Below are 18,680 nucleotides of genomic sequence, written 5' to 3' on the forward strand. Positions count from 1 at the left end.
AGTAAAGTACGGAAAAAGAAAGGATCGTTATTTGTGAAACAAGTGAAGTTTATACATGCGGCTGATTTGCATTTGGATAGTCCGTTTAAAGGAATGGAGATGAATGTTGCGCAGTCCGTTTGGGAGAGAATGAAGCAGAGTACGTTTGAATCATTTGAGTGTATTGTTGATAAAGCGATTCAAGAGCGCGTTGATTTCGTATTACTAGCCGGGGATTTGTATGATGCGGAGACGAGAAGTTTGAGAGCGCAAGTGTTTGTGCGCGAGCAAATGAAGAGACTGTCGCAGTACGATATCCCTGTTTTTATTATTCACGGTAACCACGATCATTTAGGAGGAAGCTGGGCAGCAATTGAGTTTCCGGAAAATGTTCATGTGTTTACGGAGCCTTATGTAGAAGAGAAATCATTTTATAAAAATGGTGAGCTATTCGCCTCTATTTATGGGTTTAGTTATTTACAGCAAGTGGTAACGGATAATATGACAGCACAGTATACGAAAATGAGTGATGCGCCTTTTCATATTGGTATGCTTCACGGGAGTGTGGAAGGGGATGCAGAGCATAATCGCTATGCACCGTTTCAAATTCGTGAGCTAAAAGAAAAGCAGTTTGATTATTGGGCTCTGGGTCATATACATAAACGTGAAATTTTATCAGAAGAGCCGTGCATTATTTATCCAGGTAATATACAGGGGCGTCATCGTAAGGAAACGGGCGAAAAGGGTGCGTATCTTATTGAACTTACGAAACAAGGAACGCAATGTTCATTTTTCCATACGGCGGATGTTGTGTGGGATGAGATAGAAGTGAATATCGATGGACTTGAAACTGTCGATGAACTTATGACTGTGATATCAAGTGCGATGAATGAATGCCGAAGAGAAGAAGAAGGGACGCTTTTAACTGTCGTATTTACAGGGCAGGGACCACTTTCTCCTTATTTACGTGATGAAAAACGTGTAGAAGAGATTTTTCATATTTTAGCAGCTGGAGAAGAGCGAAAAGACTTCGTATATGCGATGAAGTGGAAAAATGAGACGGTTTCGTTTGCGGAAATCGAGCGTTTGAAAGAGGAAAATCATTTCGTCGGTAGTGTGCTGAAAGAGTTAGAAGCTTTCACCAATATGGACGGAGTATTGCGCAGTATTTGGACATCTCCTGTAGCACGTAATAGTATTGAATCTTTTACAGAAGAAGAGAAGAAAGAGATTCAAAAGGAAGCAGAAAATATTATTTTAGAGCAATTATTCCAGCAAGAGAGGGATAAAAAATGAGAATTGAAAAACTCCATATTTATGGGTACGGAAAATTAGAAAATGTGGAAATGGATCTTTCATTGCTGACTGTTTTATATGGTGAAAATGAAGCGGGGAAATCGACAATTCGCTCATTTATGAAAAGTATTTTATTCGGTTTTCCGACGAGAGGACAGCGCCGTTATGAGCCGAAAGAAGGCGGCAAGTATGGCGGTGCGATGACTGTGCAAACAGAGAAGTATGGCCGTTTGAAAATTGAACGATTGCCAAAGACGGCAGTTGGCGAGGTGACCGTTTATTTTGAAGACGGGAAAACGGGCGGCGAAGAAATTTTACACGACATATTAAGCGGGATGAATGAAAGTTTATTTGAATCGGTCTTTTCATTTGATATGCACGGCCTTCAAAACATTCATCAGCTCGGCGAAGCGGATATCGGAAATTATTTATTTTCAGCAAGCGCAGTCGGAAGTGATGCATTATTACAGCTAGATAAAAAGCTAGAAAAAGAAATGGATCAGCGCTTTAAGCCGAGTGGGCGTAAACCAGAAATTAACGTGTCACTGCAAGAGATGAAGAAGCTTGAAGAGAAGATGAAAGAGTGGCAAGGGAAAATTGGCACGTATGAAAAACAGGTCGAGCAGTTAAAAGAGAGTGAAGAGAAGCTAGCTACTGTTCGCGTGGAAAAAGAGAGTGCAGAAAAACGAAAGCAAGATTATGAAATATTAGCAGCACTTGAACCACTCGTTATTGAAAAGCGTGCGCACGAGAAAGTATTAGAAAACGAGAGTGGGCAATTTCCTGTAAACGGAATGGCGCGTTATGAAGCGATTAAGGCGAAGATGGAGCCGCTTCAATTACAAGTGGATTCGCTTCATAAAAAAATTGAGAATGTGCAATTGGAAATGGAATCGATTCAAATAGATGAAGCGTTTTTGCAAAAAGAAAGTTATGTAGAAGAACTTCGTATGCAGCACATGTCTTATGAAAATGCACGTCAAGAAATGCGCGATATGACAGGAACGATTACGAATATAAAAGAAGAACTGGCAGAACTAGAGCAACAAATTGGTGCTACTTTTGAAAAAGAAACAGTTCTTTCGTTTGATATGAGTTTGGCAACGAAAGAGTTAATTACGCAAGCAGTGCAAAAGGCGCGCGAATTAGAAACGCAAAAAGCACAGCTCGATGATCGTTTTAAAGTAGCGCAGGATCAATTAGAGGAACAAGAAGAAAACATAAGACAAATTAAGCAACAAATGTTAGCGGATGAAGAGCGAAGTGCATTAGTTGAGAAAGAGAAGTCGTTCCAAGATGCGGCGTTTATCGGTATGGGCGCAGAGAGAATGAAGCGCAAGTATGAAGAAAAAGCAGGAGCAGCAGTGCAAAAGAAAAAGCAGTGGCAAAGAGTTTGTCTTCTGTTACTTCTTATTAACACAGTCGTTTTATTCACAAGCTTATTTATAGACAATCGCCCGCTCTTATTTATTAGTGTCATTATTTTTGTAGGGATTGTTCTTGCCCTTGTTTTATATAAAGATCCGTCAAGTGGATTACAAGAGGAGCTCCTTACTCTTCAGCAAAGTGCTGGCGGAAGACAAAGTGAAGAAGCGATGTCTGTGCGCTATGCGTTAGAAAAAGATGAAGAGATTCGTAAGCTATTTGAGCGCGAGTCGTATAAGTTGCAGCAAATGGAGCGAGCGTATGATAAAGTCGTTTCATCGTATGAGGAATGGGAGCGAGAAACGTTCCGCATTAGCGAACAAGTAAATGTGTATAAAATGCGCTATACGTTCCCTGAGTTTTATACGTATGCGCACATATTACCAGCATTTGAGCGTATGGAAAAGATGCAGCAATTATATCGTGATTTAGAGAAGAAAAGTGAGCGCAAATCTTCATTGTATGAAATGATTTCGCATTTTGAACATAAACTAGAAACTGTTATCGGTAGTGCAGAGTATAGTAAGCTGCACGAGGCGAAAATCCGTATGCAAAATGAGAAAGAAAAACGCCAAACTTGTAAGCAGCTAAAAGAGAAGCTCACGGAATGGCAAGAAGAGTATGAGTTTATGCAAGAGCAATTGAAACAACTGTTAGTAGAACGAGATAGTTTATGGCATATCGCACATTCTACTGATGAAGAGATGTTTTTAGAAGCAGGTAAACTGGCGGAGAAATGTGAAGATGCTGAGAAGCAAGTGGGGCGTTTATTACCGCAAATTGATTTGCTAGAACAGCGTTTAACGAGTTTATCATTAGCTGAACATTATGAGGCTGACGGTTATGATGAGAAATTAAAGCAAGAAATGACAACCGCGCAAAACTGTCTTACGAAGGAAAAAGAACTGACAGAGCGCATTGCGAAGCATCGTATGGAAATTGCGAATTTAGAAGAAGGAAATACGTACGGTGATTTACTACACGAATGGGAAATGAAAAAAGCGCAAGTGCGTGAACAAGTGAAGAAATGGGCTGCGTATGCGGCCGCAAAGACAGTGTTAACGAAAACGAAGCAATATTATCACGAAGTACATCTTCCTCGTATTTTACAAAAATCAGAAGAGTACTTTGTGTATTTAACAGGCGGACGATATAGTAAAATCTTTTCACCGTCAGAGGCAGAGCCGTTCATCGTTGAACGTAACGATGGTATGCGTTTTTACAGTCATGAACTAAGCCAAGCGACAGCAGAGCAGTTATATCTATCGCTGAGATTTGCGTTAGCGAAAACATTTGAGCATGATTATCCTTTCATTATTGATGATAGTTTCGTGCATTTTGATGCGGTAAGGACGAATCGTACGATTGAACTCATAAAGGAAATTGCGAAAGATAGGCAAGTGATCTTCTTTACCTGTCATGCGCATTTACTAACGTATTTTACAGAAAAACAGATTATAAAATTAGTGCGTAAGCGTAAAGAAAATGAGTTGTAGTGTGCTATACTAAAAGTAACTGATATGGTGGAGGAATTCGAATGAAAAAGAAAATTGCAGAATATGAAGTTGGTGAACAAGTCGATGTTTTCTTGTTAATTAAAACAGCGACAAAAGGTCTAGCAAGCAATGGAAAGCCGTTTTTAACAGTAATCTTACAAGATCCAAGTGGAGATATTGAAGCGAAGCTATGGGACGTATCACCAGAAGTTGAGAAACAATATGTAGCGGAAACAATCGTTAAAGTAGCTGGTGACATTCTAAACTACAAAGGCCGTATTCAATTACGTGTGAAACAAATCCGAGTTGCGAATGAAAATGAAGTAACGGACATCTCAGACTTCGTAGAAAAAGCACCAGTGAAAAAAGAAGATATGGTTGAGAAGATTACGCAATACATATTTGAAATGAGAAATCCAAATATTCAACGTCTAACAAGACATTTATTAAATAAGCATCAAAATGAATTTTTAGAATATCCAGCAGCGACAAAGAATCATCACGAATTCGTATCTGGATTAGCTTATCACGTCGTATCGATGCTTGATTTAGCGAAAGCTATCTCAAATCTATACCCATCTTTAGATAAAGACTTACTATATGCGGGTGTTATTTTACACGACCTTGGTAAAGTAATCGAATTATCTGGCCCAATTTCTACAACATACACGTTAGAAGGAAATTTATTAGGCCACATTTCTATTATGGTGAACGAAATTGGTAAAGCCGCAGATGAGCTGAACATCGATGCAGAAGAAGTATTAATTCTTCAACACATCGTCCTTTCTCACCACGGAAAAGCAGAATGGGGTAGCCCAAAACCACCATTAGTGAAAGAAGCAGAAATTCTGCACTACATCGATAACTTAGATGCAAAAATGAATATGATGGACCGCGCATTAGGACGCACAAAACCAGGCGAATATACTGAGCGTGTCTTTGCTCTTGATAATCGTTCGTTCTATAAACCGACGTTCCATAATTAATAGTGTGAATAAAGTGGCCTCATTAAGTGTTAATACGCTTAGTGGGGCTGTTGTATAATGATAATAAAGTTATTGAATTTTGATTATTAAAAGCTAAGAGCCTTACTACATTCTACGTAGCAAGGCTCTTTAAAGTTGTTTCAAATTACATCCATCTGTTCGTTCAAATGTAACTATTCGCAATTATTTGATATTATACAGGTGAATAGAAAGATAAATTAAAATTTAGTTTCGTAGTTGTAAAAGGAGGTTATTTATATTATTCTCTTATAATTTTCCAAAAAGGAGAGTTTATGAAAAAGATTATTGTTTTTGTATTAACGATATTTATATTATTCTCAGGATTTGCAACACAAAGTTATGCGTTGTCAGATTCGCAATCTGCGGCAATACAAGCGTTGCTAGATGATGCCTGTCGTATATCAGGTGTGCCGGGAATGTCAATCTCAATACTTGCTGATGATGAAGTGTTCTACTTTTCTTCAGGTTATGCAGACCGTGAAAAGGGATTGTCTGCAAGTGAAAATACACTCTATGAGTTAGCCTCGGTCAGTAAAGCTTTTACCGGTATGGGTATTATGCTATTGGAAGAGCAAGGGCTGCTTTCAATGACTGACCCTGTCCAAAAATATTTACCTTGGTTTACATTAAAGTATCAAGGGAAACCTGTTGATATGCAAAGTCTTACACTAAATAACTTTCTTCACCATACCAGTGGTCTAACAAATATTAGGCATCTTCAAAATATTCCACAAGGCAATACACCGGATATGTTGCAAAAGACTGTGGAAATGCTCGTTGATGCTGAATTGGCGTTCCCTCCCGGTGAACAGTATAACTATGGAACCGTTAATTATGACGTATTGGGTTTGGTTATTGAGGTTGTGTCGCGACAAAGCTATGAAGACTTTATGAAGGAACAGGTATTTCAGCCGTTAGGTCTTCACCAGACATATGTTTATAAAGAAGATGCTCAAGCCACTGGACAGTTGGCACAGGGCTACCGTTCTTCCTTTTTTATGACAACTCCATTTAAAGCTCCGGATTATGCTGGGAATAAACCCGCAGGCTACATCATTTCTAATACAAAAGATATGGCGCGTTGGATGGGCATACAGATGGGGATCGTGCAGGACATACCCGAAATATTTCACATGGTTATCGAAAAATCACATAGGGGTGATATGTCTGTGTCGGCTGTCAACGGTATGTATTATGCGGCAGGCTGGTCCGTAAACGCCGAACAAATGATTATAGAACACACTGGGGGCAATCCAAATTTCAGAACCGAAGTAGTCATACTGCCAAATGAACGAACAGCCGTCTCCTTGCTGAGCAACGGCGCAAATACCAATACAAACATAGTACTAAAAGTTAAAGATATATTAGAAGGCAATCTAACTCAGTCATATGAAATAAGCGGCACACAGCTTTTGGATATCATTTTGTCGTCTATCACAATTATTCTTTGTCTATTGGCCATTTTGCTATTTCTCTTAGGATTACGCAGAAGGAAAACGAATGAGCGGCAGCCAATGACAAAAAAGAGAATAACCGTAACAGTTATTTTCCTGATCGCTACGATTGCCCTGTGTATACTGTGCTGTGCTTTCGATTGGTCAACAATACTTATTTGGCAAACATATAGTATTCTTACAGCTTTGATTTCGTCAACATTATTAACAGCAAGCATTACATGGTTTGTATACACTCACCGATAAAATACCTCGCTCCTAAGATAAGCATAATGTTAAGTCATTAAATTTTAATTTATCGGTATGCTTAATTTGAAAAAAAAAAAGACACTTCGGTGTCTTTTTTAATATCATCGACAAAATTCCCAGCCAAACCTAATTACCATAGATTCCACGAACCTGCTCCGTTCGTGGAATAAGGATTTTTAAACAACTATATTATTTCTGCACAGCTGTTTTTATAGGAAGTACATAAGACTTTATAAAAAATATCTCGAATTTGAGATAAATCACTTGCTTTTTAATCACTTGAGTTGTAAAGTGATAGTAACGAAAGCGATTGAGTCATATGAAAAACATACACCCACTTGCTTTCGATTAAAAAAAACGAATTAACTTATTCAGTAAAAACTAAGATGAATTTACAAAAACATAATGAGAATAAATTGAAAAGCTAAGAAGTATATTATTTTTTAATTATCACTTGACTAGTAAAATGAAACGGAGGAATTATCAATGTATGAAATTAAAGGGCATCATCACATTTCAATGGTTACAAAAAATGCGAGTGAGAATAACCATTTTTATAAAAATGTACTTGGTTTACGCCGTGTGAAAATGACAGTAAACCAAGATGATCCGTCCATGTATCACTTATTTTACGGAGATAAAACAGGAAGTCCAGGTACAGAACTATCATTTTTTGAAATGCCTTTAGTAGGAAAAACGTACCGTGGTACGAATGCAATTACGCGAATCGGATTACTCGTTCCGTCAGAGGAAAGTTTACATTACTGGAAAGAACGATTTGAGAAGTTTGGTGTAAAACATACTGAAATAACAACATATGCAAATCGTCCTGCTTTGCAATTTGAGGATGCGGAAGGTCTTCGCCTCGTACTACTCGTTTCAAACGGAGAAAAAGTGGAGCACTGGGAAACGTGGGAGAAATCAGAAGTTCCTGCACAACATCAAATTCAAGGAATGGGTTCAGTGGAAATGACAGTGCGTAGACTTGATAAACTGGCGAGTACATTAACAGATATATTTGGTTATACAGAAGTTAGCCGAAGTGACGAAGAAGCGATTTTCCAGTCTATTAAAGGAGAAGCCTTCGGAGAAATCGTTGTGAAATATTTGGATGGTCCTACTGAAAAGCCGGGCCGTGGTAGCATTCATCATTTAGCAATTCGTGTAAAAAACGATGCAGAGCTAGCTTATTGGGAAGAACAGGTGATACAAAAAGGTTTCCATTCTTCAGGCATTATTGACCGTTTCTACTTTAAAAGCTTATACTTCCGCGAATCAAACGGAATCCTATTTGAAATTGCGACAGATGGACCAGGATTTACAGTTGATGGAGATGTAGAGCATTTAGGAGAAAAACTTGATTTACCGCCGTTCTTAGAAGAAAAGCGAGCAGAAATTGAAGCGAAATTAGCACCTATTGAAGAGAAATAATAGAAGAGAAAATAAAATTTAAAACCACTGGGGGAATATAAAATGAACCAATTAAAAGGAATTCACCACGTTACAGCAATTACAAGTAGTGCAGAAAAGAACTATGAGTTTTTCACTCACGTTTTAGGAATGCGTTTAGTTAAAAAAACAGTAAACCAAGACGATATCCAAACGTACCATTTATTCTTTGCAGATGATAAAGGTAGTGCAGGAACAGATATGACATTCTTTGACTTCCCAGGTATTCCTAAAGGAGTACACGGTACAAATGAAATTTCAAAAACTTCATTCCGCGTTCCAACTGATGCAGCATTAGCGTATTGGGTGAACCGTTTTGACCGTCTTGAAGTGGAGCATACAGGAATTAAAGAGCAATTTGGTAAGAAAACTCTTTCTTTCGTTGATTTTGACGATCAACATTATCAATTAATCTCAGATGAATTAGATAACGGGATAGAATCAGGTACACCGTGGCAAAACGGTCCAGTTCCATTAGAATATGCAATTACTGGCTTAGGACCTGTATTTATCCGCATCGCAAACTTTAGTTTCTTCAAAGAAGTGTTAGAAAAAGTTCTATTATTTAAAGAGATTGCGCAAGAAGGAGAATTCTATTTATTTGAAGTAAACGAAGGCGGAAACGGTGCTTCTGTCATTGTAGAACATAATACGGTTCTTTCAGAAGCAAGACAAGGTTTTGGTACAGTGCACCATGCTGCATTCCGCGTAGAAAATCGTGCTGTATTAGAAGAATGGATTGAGAGAATCGGTAGCGTTGGCCTTCCGTCATCTGGATATGTAGATCGTCACTTCTTCGAGTCATTATACGCAAGAGTAGCACCGCAAATTTTATTTGAATTTGCAACAGATGGCCCAGGATTTATGGGAGATGAGCCATACGAAACACTTGGCGAAAAATTATCATTACCTCCATTCCTAGAGCCAAAACGTGAAGAAATTGAAAAATTAGTTCGTCCAATTGATACAGTAAGAAGCACGAAGGAATTTATTAAAGAGTAACAATAGAGATAATAGGTAGGAGAGCAAGTAGTTTTAGCTGATCGCTGGAACTGCTTGCTTTTTTTGTTTTCGCTTAGTAAGTATTTTGCTAAAATGAATGTAAAACTGATGGAGGAATAGAATGACGAAAATAAGTGGGTATACTTGTAGATGCTGCGATACATATCATGAAGAAATTCCAACGAGCTATGGATCAGCAGCTCCTTTTTATTATTATGATGCTGAACCTGAAGAGCGAGAAGATAGATTTGAAATGAACGATGATTTATGCGTGATGGATGGAGAACACTTCTTTATGCGCGGGAGTATTGAAATTCCTATCATTGGTACAGATGAACATTTCATATGGGGTGTATGGGTTTCATTAAGTGAAGCGAATTTTGATAAGGTGAATGAATTTTGGGATAAACAAGAACTGTTAGAGCCGATGTTTGGGTGGCTTTCGACGGATTTACCATATGAGTTGGAAACAGTAAGTTTAAAAACGATGGTTCACCCAAGAGCCGATGGTATTCGTCCTTATATTGAACTAGAGCCGACAGACCATCCTCTAGCAGTGGAATTTAGAGAAGGAATAACGATGGAACGGGTACAAGAAATAGCGGAACAACTGTGTGTAAATAACGAGAATGATGAGGAAGAGTGCTGATATTTGTTCAGTGCTCTTTTTATTATATAGGATAAAATAATTGACTTACTTTTTCTTTGTAACTATAATGGTTACAAAGAAACTGTTAGTAATGGCAGTGAGTAATATTTTTTTGGTATAATTGTAACTATTATGGTTACAATTAAAATTAATCATAAAACAACCAAATAATGTAAAAACTTTAAATAGCAACAAGAGAAAGGAGACGGGAATTTTGAAACGGTTTAAGTTTTATTTAGTTAGCGGTATTGTGCTCGTTTTGTTAATCGTATGTAACTTCGTTGATAAGCCAATTGCGAAGGTTGAAGAAGTGAAAGATACTGTTATGATGAAGCTGCATACGAAAGAGAGTATGGCGCAGATTGATGGACAGACAATTTATTTTAAGCAAATTGGCGTAGGGAAACCGCCTTTACTTATGCTTCACGGGTTTGGTGGTTCATCTGATGGATTTAGTGATATTTACCCGGAACTTGTACGAGATCACACGATTATAGCGGTTGATATTTTAGGGTTTGGACGTTCTTCTAAGCCAGTTGATTTTCAGTATTCGTTTCCTGCGCAAGTGAATTTATATTATAAGTTAATGAAAAAACTTGGATACGATCAATTTGCAGTACTTGGTCATTCGATGGGCGGAGAGATGTCTCTAAATTTAGCGTATTTATATCCGGATGCAGTAACGCATCTCATTTTAGCGGATTCTACAGGGATAGAGTCTTTCCAGCAAAAAGAAAGTTATGAAGTGCCGCCATTATCAACGGACTTGCAAACTGTAACAGAGATTACGGATTATAATAAAAATGAAGTGAAAAATAGTCGGGATGATAAAGAGCATTATGATCAGCTTACGAAAATGAGAGAGCGCCGCATCGCGATGGAAGCAGACAAAATTAAGGTGCCGACTTTAATTATATGGGGACGTCACGATAAGAGTGTTTCTTGGAAAAATGGTGAACTGTATCATGAGCTATTTGCGAATAGTACGTTCCATATCATTGAAAAAGGATACCACGCGCCGTTTCGCCAGGAACCAATAGAGTTTATGGAATATGTACAAGCGTTCTTCGCAAAGAATCCACAATAAAATTTAAGCATAAATCCACTTCTTTCCTCATACAGTGAAACTAATAAGGCTTGTCTAAGGAAAGGAATGAAGTACAGTGGAAACTTTACCATGGTGGGTGTATCTTGTAATCGTCGGGATCGTATTAAGTGGCTACATGGTTTTATATACTTCGAAAAAAGAGCAAGAGATGGATAATGAGTTTATCGAAAAAGAAGGCGAAGTGTATATGAAGCGTTTAGAAGAAGAGCGAGAGAAGCGGAATCAGGATAGTGATAAAGATTCGGTATTGCTTTAATAGAAATTTTGAAAGGCTACCACCTAGTAGAACTTTACATCTAGGTGGTAGCCTTTTTTCTTTTTGGGAGCATGTATACGAAATTCAGCATGAATCTTTACTGATGGTATTTATATATTTTTTTTCTCATAAGAATGGAACTAGCGTGATATTTACTGGGGGGGATTAACAATGCATAGGGATGAAACATCATTACATCCTGATACGGGTGTTACGTCTGTAATGTTTGTTGAGCGTTCATTAAATGAAATTCGTTTTTGGTCTAGAATCATGAAGGAGCATTCTTTTTTTCTTCGCTTAGGGTTTAGATGCGAGGATACGCAACTAATCGAAGAGGCGAATCAATTTTATCGATTGTTTGAACATATTGAACAAATAGCGCATTCCTATACAAATGAAACAGATCCTGAGCAAATAAAAAGATTTAATGCAGAAGTACAACAAGCCGCAACTAATATTTGGGGATTTAAACGAAAAATTTTAGGATTAATTCTCACATGTAAATTGCCAGGACAAAATAACTTTCCACTTTTGGTTGACCATACAAGTAGGGAAGCTGATTATTTTAGAAAACGTTTAATACAATTAAATGAAGGGAAATTAGATGCTCTTCCTGATGCTATTATTAAAGAAAATGTTTTCTTTTTAAGGATTATGGCAGATCACGCTAAATTTATTGGGCATCTTCTTGATCCATCGGAAAGAAAGCTTGTAGATACAGCACGGAATTTTAGCAATGATTTTGATGAATTGATGTATCAAGCAATTGACTTAGAATCGATGAAGCCACAATCTCAAACGGTTCCTCTTTTAGATCAATTTTTAGATCAAAACCGTGTGTCGGTTACATCTCTTCGGGATTTTAAGAAAACAGCACGTGATTTAATTGAGCAATGTAAAATAAAGAGTATCATTCATCCATTATTAGCAGACCATGTTTTCCGTGAAGCTGATAGATTTCTTGAAATCATTGATATGTTTGATGTTCATCTTACAAATATTCAATCACAACCTAGATATTAGAAGATAAGGAAAGATAATATTTTATTTTCAGCTGAGAAGTTAACGATTTATTGCTAGCTTCTTTTCTTTTTGATGAAAATGTTTAAAAATGAAACTTTACGTTATTCCTTCTGGAGAATGATAAGAAAGGATGGCATATTTTTTTATGCTGAATCTAGTCTTAACTAGTATCTGTTCGTTGTATTATTGTTCGGGAAATTATTATAGAAGAAAAATATATGAAATCGACATACCACATAGCTTCATTTTTAGATGTAACGCACAAGTTGCACCACCTACGCAACGACAACTCGCTTTACTCTTCGTCAGTTATTTGACCATAATAGACGTAGAGAGGTGATAAACACAGTATGATTTTTAGTGAACGTTTAAAAGAAGAACGAGAAAAACGAAATTGGTCGCAACATGATTTGGCTGAAAAAATTCATGTAAGTAGGCAGTCTGTTTCGAAATGGGAGACGGGAAAGAACTATCCGAGCATTGAAATTATTATTCATTTAAGCGATCTGTTCGGTATTACGATTGATGAACTGCTAAGGAGTGATGAAGAGTTGACGCAAAAAGTAATTGAAGATAGTAAACAGTTAGCATATCCAAAATGGAAGGTGTTTTTCGATAGTCTATTCATGCTAGGAGTATTTTTGTTTCTTACCAAAATCGTTGTATGGATGTTAAATAAGTTTGCCGGAGCGAGCATTACAATTGTAGCGGACGCGCCGTATGTAATGAATTTTTTACCTCTCATATTAATGGTCATAGGTGGTATGGGATCTGATAAGTTGAAGAAAATATATAGATAGAGGAAATAATTCCCCGCACTAGCTGTTCTTTCTACTCAAATTGTGTACTATAAAGGATAGGATGACATAAAGAAGGGGACATTTAGAATGGAATTTCATGAACAGAAGATTTTGCCGGCAGTGAGGCAAATTAAAGATTTGGAAAAGCTATTACATAGTTCGTATGAGTATATCGTTATTTTAGATATTCATGTCGGTCAATTGAAGAGTGTCGTGTCACTTGCGAAGCAATATTGTAAGAAGGTATTTTTACATGTGGATTTAATTCATGGCTTGCAGAGTGATGGGCATGCGACGGAGTATTTATGCCAAGAGTTTAGACCGTACGGGTTACTTTCGACAAAGGCGAGCGTGATTATGAAGGCGAAGCAAAAGGGTGTCGTCTCCATTCAACGCATCTTTTTAATTGATTCTAGCGCGATGGAAAAGAGCTGTAATTTGCTAGAAAAGACGAAGCCGGATTATATAGAGGTGCTTCCGGGTGCGCTAACGGATGTGATTGCTGAAGTGAAAGAGCGTACTGGTGTCCCGATTTTAGCGGGTGGTTTCATTCGTACTGTGGAAGATGTTGAAAGAGCTTTAAATGCTGGTGCGACAGCAATTACGACATCAAAACGCGAACTATGGAAACATTACCAAAAAAAGTGACGAAAATGTGAAAAAATTCTGTTGACACCGCTTTCACGAAAGGTTAACATTATAGACAAGTTAATAAACGTGACGGAGAAAAGAAGAGATCCACATTTCATTGTTTCTATATAAATTTATATAGAAGCGTGCAAAGCTGTGGGTCTTTTTCTTTTGACAAAAACGAATGGCCATTCATTTTACCTCTATCACATTTGGAAGCGTTTAAATTGATTGTGGAGGGATACTATGTCAGCATTTTTAGGAGAGTTAATAGGGACTGCGTTGTTAATCTTACTTGGTGGCGGCGTTTGTGCTGGTGTAAGTTTAAAGAAGTCGTTTGCGAAAGATTCTGGTTGGATTGTCATTACAATGGGCTGGGGCTTAGCGGTAGCGGTTGCAGCGTATGCGGTTGGATCAATTAGTGGGGCACATTTAAATCCAGCATTAACGATAGGATTAGCATTTAAGGGAGCGTTCCCATGGAGTGACGTACCAGGTTATATCGCAGCACAAATGATTGGGGCAATTATCGGGGCAGTTCTTGTATATTTACATTACTTACCACACTGGAAAGAAACAGAAGATCCAGGAACAAAATTAGGTGTATTTGCAACAGGTCCAGCAATTCCGAACACATTTACAAACCTTTTGAGTGAAATGATTGGAACATTCGTTTTAGTATTTGGTATATTAGCAATTGGAGCAAATAAATTTGCAGATGGTTTAAATCCATTTATCGTAGGTTTCTTAATCGTAAGTATTGGTTTATCATTAGGTGGAACAACAGGATACGCGATTAACCCGGCTCGTGATTTAGGTCCGCGTATCGCACACTTCTTCCTTCCGATTGCAGGAAAAGGCGGTTCAAACTGGAAGTATGCATGGATTCCAGTAGTTGGTCCAATTCTAGGTGGATCACTTGCAGGATTATTCCATCAAGTTGTATTTGAAGGAAAACAAAATGTAGCACTTATTTATGTGATTATTGCAACTGTGATTGTACTAGCAATCTCTTATATGACAAGTAAAAAAAGTGAAAGCAATACAAATAGTAGAAAAGTAGCATAGGGGGAAACCGATATGAAAAAATATATTCTTTCTTTAGACCAAGGGACAACTAGCTCACGCGCAATTCTGTTCAATAAAAAAGGTGAAATTGTTCATTCAGCTCAAAAAGAGTTTACACAACATTTTCCAAAGCCAGGTTGGGTAGAGCATAACGCACAAGAAATTTGGGGATCTATTTTAGCAGTTATCGCAACTTGCTTAAGCGAAGCAGATGTAAAACCAGAACAAATCGCTGGTATCGGTATTACGAATCAACGTGAAACAGCGGTTGTTTGGGATAAAACGACTGGAAAACCAATTTACAACGCAATCGTATGGCAATCTCGTCAAACAGTTGAAATTTGTGACGAGTTAAAAGAAAAAGGTTATAGCGAAACGGTTCGCGAAAAAACAGGTCTTTTAATTGACGCATACTTCTCTGGTACGAAAGTAAAATGGATTTTAGATAACGTTGAAGGTGCAAGAGAAAAAGCAGAAAACGGCGATCTATTATTCGGAACAATTGATACGTGGCTTGTATGGAAACTATCTGGCGGTAAAGCGCACGTAACAGATTACTCAAATGCATCACGTACATTAATGTTTAACATTCACGACTTACAGTGGGATGATGAGCTTCTAGATATGTTAACAGTGCCAAAGAGCATGCTTCCAGAAGTACGTCCATCATCTGAAATTTACGGAGAAACAATTGACTATCACTTCTTCGGTCAAAATGTACCGATTGCAGGTGTAGCTGGTGACCAGCAAGCAGCATTATTTGGACAAGCTTGTTTCGGTGAAGGTATGGCGAAGAACACTTACGGAACTGGTTGCTTCATGTTAATGAACACAGGTGAAAAAGCAGTAGCTTCTGAGCATGGCCTATTAACAACAATTGCATGGGGAATAGATGGTAAAGTAAATTATGCATTAGAAGGAAGTATTTTCGTAGCTGGTTCTGCAATTCAGTGGTTACGTGACGGAATGCGCATGTTTAAAGATGCAAGTGAGAGTGAAGTGTACGCATCACGCGTTGCATCAACTGAAGGTGTATACGTTGTACCAGCATTCGTAGGTTTAGGTACACCGTACTGGGATAGTGAAGTACGCGGCGCTATGTTTGGTGTAACGCGCGGTACGACGAAAGAGCATTTCATTCGTGCAACACTAGAATCTTTAGCTTACCAAACGAAAGATGTATTATGTGCAATGGAAGCAGATTCAGGTATTGAACTGAACACATTACGCGTAGATGGCGGAGCTGTTAAAAATAACTTCTTAATGAAGTTCCAAAGTGATATTTTAGATGTTCCTGTAGAGCGTCCAGTGATCAACGAAACGACAGCTTTAGGCGCAGCGTATTTAGCTGGTCTTGCGGTTGGATATTGGAAAAACCAAGATGAAATTAAAGAACAGTGGCATATGGACAAACGCTTTGAACCAACGATGGAAGCGGAAACAAGCGAAGAGCTATATGCTGGATGGAAAAAAGCAATTGAAGCAACAAAAGCTTTCAAATAATCATAAACAGTGTTATAATGGTGACAAGTTAATAATTCGGTAGGAGATTTGGAGAGACCACAACGCGCTATAGAGGCGAAATCTATAGCGGAGTTTGTGGTCTCTTTTTTCGTTATCAAAGGGAGGAATTACCATGAAATTTTCAAGTAAACAACGTAAAGACGTATTAAACGGAGTAAATAAACAAGAGTTAGATGTGATCGTAATTGGTGGAGGTATTACTGGTTCTGGTATTGCATTAGATGGAGCAACACGCGGGTTATCAACAATTGTGTTTGAAATGCAGGACTTTGCAGCAGGTACATCAAGTCGTTCAACGAAGCTTGTACACGGTGGTCTACGTTATTTAAAACAACTTGAAGTGAAAATGGTAGCAGAGGTGGGGAAAGAGCGTGCGATCGTATATGAGAACGGTCCCCATGTAACAACACCAGAGTGGATGTTACTTCCGTTCCATACAGGCGGTACGTTCGGATCATTCAGTACATCAATTGGTCTTCGTGTATACGACTTCTTAGCAGGCGTAAAACGAAGCGAGCGCAGAAAAATGTTTAACCGTGAAGAAACATTAAACAAAGAGCCTCTTGTAAAAAAAGAAGGATTAAAAGGCGGCGGTTACTACGTAGAATATCGTACAGACGATGCGCGTCTTACAATTGAAGTAATGAAAGAAGCAATTGAACACGGTGCAAAAGCTGTTAACTACGCAAAAGTAGACGGTTTCTTATATAAAGATGGAAAAGTATGTGGTGTACGTGTAATCGATTTACTAGACGGTGAAGTATATGAAGTGTACGGTAAGAAAATTGTAAACGCAGCTGGTCCTTGGGTAGATACACTTCGTGAAAAAGATAACTCGAAAAAAGGGAAAGTACTTCAGTTATCAAAAGGTGTTCACTTAGTAATTGACCAAAAACGTTTCCCATTAGGTCAAGCGATTTACTTCGATACACCAGATAAACGTATGGTGTTCGCGATTCCTCGCGGCGGAAAAACATACGTAGGTACAACAGATACGTTCTATGATAAAGACGCAGCTGTACCGCACATGACAACAGAAGATCGCACATACATCATTAATGCGATTAACTACATGTTCCCAAGTGTAAAAATTACAGAAAAAGATGTAGAATCAAGCTGGGCTGGTGTACGTCCGCTAATTTATGAAGAAGGTAAGAATGCATCTGAAATTTCTCGTAAAGATGAAATTTGGACTTCTGAATCTGGTTTAATTACAATCGCAGGTGGTAAATTAACAGGATACCGCAAAATGGCTGAAATGGTAGTAGACTACGTAACGAATCTATTACAAAAAGAAGGTCATAGTGCATATGCGAAGAGCGACACGAAACATATGCCAATCTCTGGTGGACATGTAAGTGGTTCACAAGGATTCCCAGCATTCGTTGCGAAAAAAGCAGACGAAGGTACGAAATCTGGTTTAACGAAAGCGCAAGCAGAAGAATTCGCGAAATTCTACGGCTCTAACGTTGACGTACTGTTCGACTTAGCGAAAAAACATAAAGACGAAGCGAAAGAATACAACATGCCGCTAGACGTTCTAATCCCACTTGTATACGCAATGGATTACGAAATGACAGCGAAACCAGTTGACTTCTTCGTACGCCGCAGAGGCGCTGTATTCTTCAATATCCACTGGGTATACGAGTGGAAAGAAGCAGTAATCAACTACATGGCTGCGAAACTAGGCTGGAGCAAAGAAGAGCAAATGAAATACACAGCAGAACTAGAAAAAGCATTAACAGATGCTGTCATTCCTGTAGATCAACAAGAGCAGGCAGCTGCGTTAGCGTAAAATAGAAACCACCTGAAGGGGAGCCTTTAGGTGGCTTTTTGTGTTATTTATATAATCAAGCCATCTTTGTATGGTCATGAAATATTAGATCCTTTAAGTGAGTGTTGGAAAGAAGGAGGATTCGATTAAATCGGTTCTCTTTTTAATGTAGCGATGAGGGGAATCTTGGCGATAGAAAACTAAGACACCCCCCTTATTGCAAACGTAAAGAGCGCCTTGGGAGAGAGGCGCTCTTTAGGTGAATGTATTGTAACGACTATTCGGTTTATTATATGTAAGTTGTTGCGGAAGTGCTTTATAAAAAATGTTACTTTCAAAAGATAGGGCAACGGATGGGATTAAGGGTTCCTAGGGTTGCTGGTTAATTAATCACGTATTTTTTCAATGGTCGCATCAGTTGCGATTGGTGGTGTAGATTTAGTCGTTACTCCGAAGGATATAACGAGTTTATCCCCTAATTGATAATTCTT

The 18,680-nt window shown here is 38.2% G+C and carries 15 protein-coding genes; all 15 read left to right on the forward strand.

Annotated elements, in window-relative coordinates:
- Positions 1-33: 33 nt before the first annotated feature.
- Entirely contained in the window at positions 34-1,275 is a 1,242-nt protein-coding gene (locus MR113_RS19810) for a metallophosphoesterase family protein (RefSeq protein WP_242256387.1), read from the forward strand.
- Positions 1,272-4,196 carry an ATP-binding protein gene (locus MR113_RS19815; RefSeq protein ID WP_242256367.1) on the forward strand — a complete coding sequence of 975 codons (2,925 nt, stop codon included), beginning with the start codon at positions 1,272-1,274 and terminating at the stop codon, positions 4,194-4,196. The genes MR113_RS19810 and MR113_RS19815 overlap by 4 nt, the downstream gene beginning before the upstream one ends.
- Positions 4,197-4,237: 41 nt before the next feature.
- On the forward strand, positions 4,238-5,182 hold the full coding sequence (gene yhaM, locus MR113_RS19820; protein ID WP_000726650.1) for a 3'-5' exoribonuclease YhaM: 945 nt from the start codon (positions 4,238-4,240) through the stop codon (positions 5,180-5,182).
- Positions 5,183-5,475: 293 nt separating this feature from the next.
- Positions 5,476-6,903, forward strand: a complete 1,428-nt coding sequence (locus MR113_RS19825) for a serine hydrolase domain-containing protein (RefSeq protein WP_242256368.1) — start codon at positions 5,476-5,478, stop codon at positions 6,901-6,903.
- 489 nt (positions 6,904-7,392) lie between these two features.
- Positions 7,393-8,337: a ring-cleaving dioxygenase gene (locus MR113_RS19830; protein WP_242256370.1), complete on the forward strand. Its 945-nt coding sequence runs from the start codon at positions 7,393-7,395 to the stop codon at positions 8,335-8,337.
- 42 nt (positions 8,338-8,379) lie between these two features.
- Complete coding sequence (locus MR113_RS19835; protein ID WP_242256372.1) at positions 8,380-9,357, forward strand: ring-cleaving dioxygenase; 978 nt, start codon at positions 8,380-8,382, stop codon at positions 9,355-9,357.
- Positions 9,358-9,478: 121 nt separating this feature from the next.
- Positions 9,479-10,006, forward strand: a complete 528-nt coding sequence (locus MR113_RS19840; RefSeq protein WP_132133881.1) for a DUF2199 domain-containing protein — start codon at positions 9,479-9,481, stop codon at positions 10,004-10,006.
- Positions 10,007-10,220: 214 nt separating this feature from the next.
- Positions 10,221-11,093 (forward strand): alpha/beta fold hydrolase, encoded by an 873-nt coding sequence (locus tag MR113_RS19845; protein WP_242256374.1) that lies wholly within the window; start codon positions 10,221-10,223, stop codon positions 11,091-11,093.
- Positions 11,094-11,169: 76 nt separating this feature from the next.
- Positions 11,170-11,370, forward strand: coding sequence for a sporulation YhaL family protein (locus MR113_RS19850; protein WP_000449229.1), 201 nt, complete (start codon positions 11,170-11,172; stop codon positions 11,368-11,370).
- 171 nt (positions 11,371-11,541) lie between these two features.
- The gene (locus tag MR113_RS19855; protein ID WP_002087190.1) at positions 11,542-12,393 is read left to right on the forward strand and encodes a DUF2935 domain-containing protein; all 852 of its coding nucleotides are present in this window, start codon (positions 11,542-11,544) and stop codon (positions 12,391-12,393) included.
- Between the two features lie 350 nt (positions 12,394-12,743).
- The gene (locus MR113_RS19860) at positions 12,744-13,193 is read left to right on the forward strand and encodes a helix-turn-helix domain-containing protein (protein ID WP_242256380.1); all 450 of its coding nucleotides are present in this window, start codon (positions 12,744-12,746) and stop codon (positions 13,191-13,193) included.
- Between the two features lie 87 nt (positions 13,194-13,280).
- On the forward strand, positions 13,281-13,841 hold the full coding sequence (glpP, locus tag MR113_RS19865; RefSeq protein WP_061678705.1) for a glycerol uptake operon antiterminator GlpP: 561 nt from the start codon (positions 13,281-13,283) through the stop codon (positions 13,839-13,841).
- A gap of 228 nt (positions 13,842-14,069) precedes the next feature.
- Complete coding sequence (gene glpF, locus MR113_RS19870; protein WP_064473812.1) at positions 14,070-14,891, forward strand: glycerol uptake facilitator protein GlpF; 822 nt, start codon at positions 14,070-14,072, stop codon at positions 14,889-14,891.
- Positions 14,892-14,903: 12 nt separating this feature from the next.
- The gene (gene glpK, locus MR113_RS19875; RefSeq protein ID WP_097819076.1) at positions 14,904-16,394 is read left to right on the forward strand and encodes a glycerol kinase GlpK; all 1,491 of its coding nucleotides are present in this window, start codon (positions 14,904-14,906) and stop codon (positions 16,392-16,394) included.
- A 133-nt stretch (positions 16,395-16,527) separates the two neighbouring features.
- The gene (gene glpD, locus MR113_RS19880) at positions 16,528-18,210 is read left to right on the forward strand and encodes an aerobic glycerol-3-phosphate dehydrogenase (protein ID WP_242256382.1); all 1,683 of its coding nucleotides are present in this window, start codon (positions 16,528-16,530) and stop codon (positions 18,208-18,210) included.
- Positions 18,211-18,680 lie beyond the last annotated feature (470 nt).

It is taken from the genome of Bacillus cereus group sp. BfR-BA-01379 (assembly GCF_022663605.1).
Taxonomy (GTDB): Bacteria; Bacillota; Bacilli; order Bacillales; family Bacillaceae_G; genus Bacillus_A; species Bacillus_A mobilis.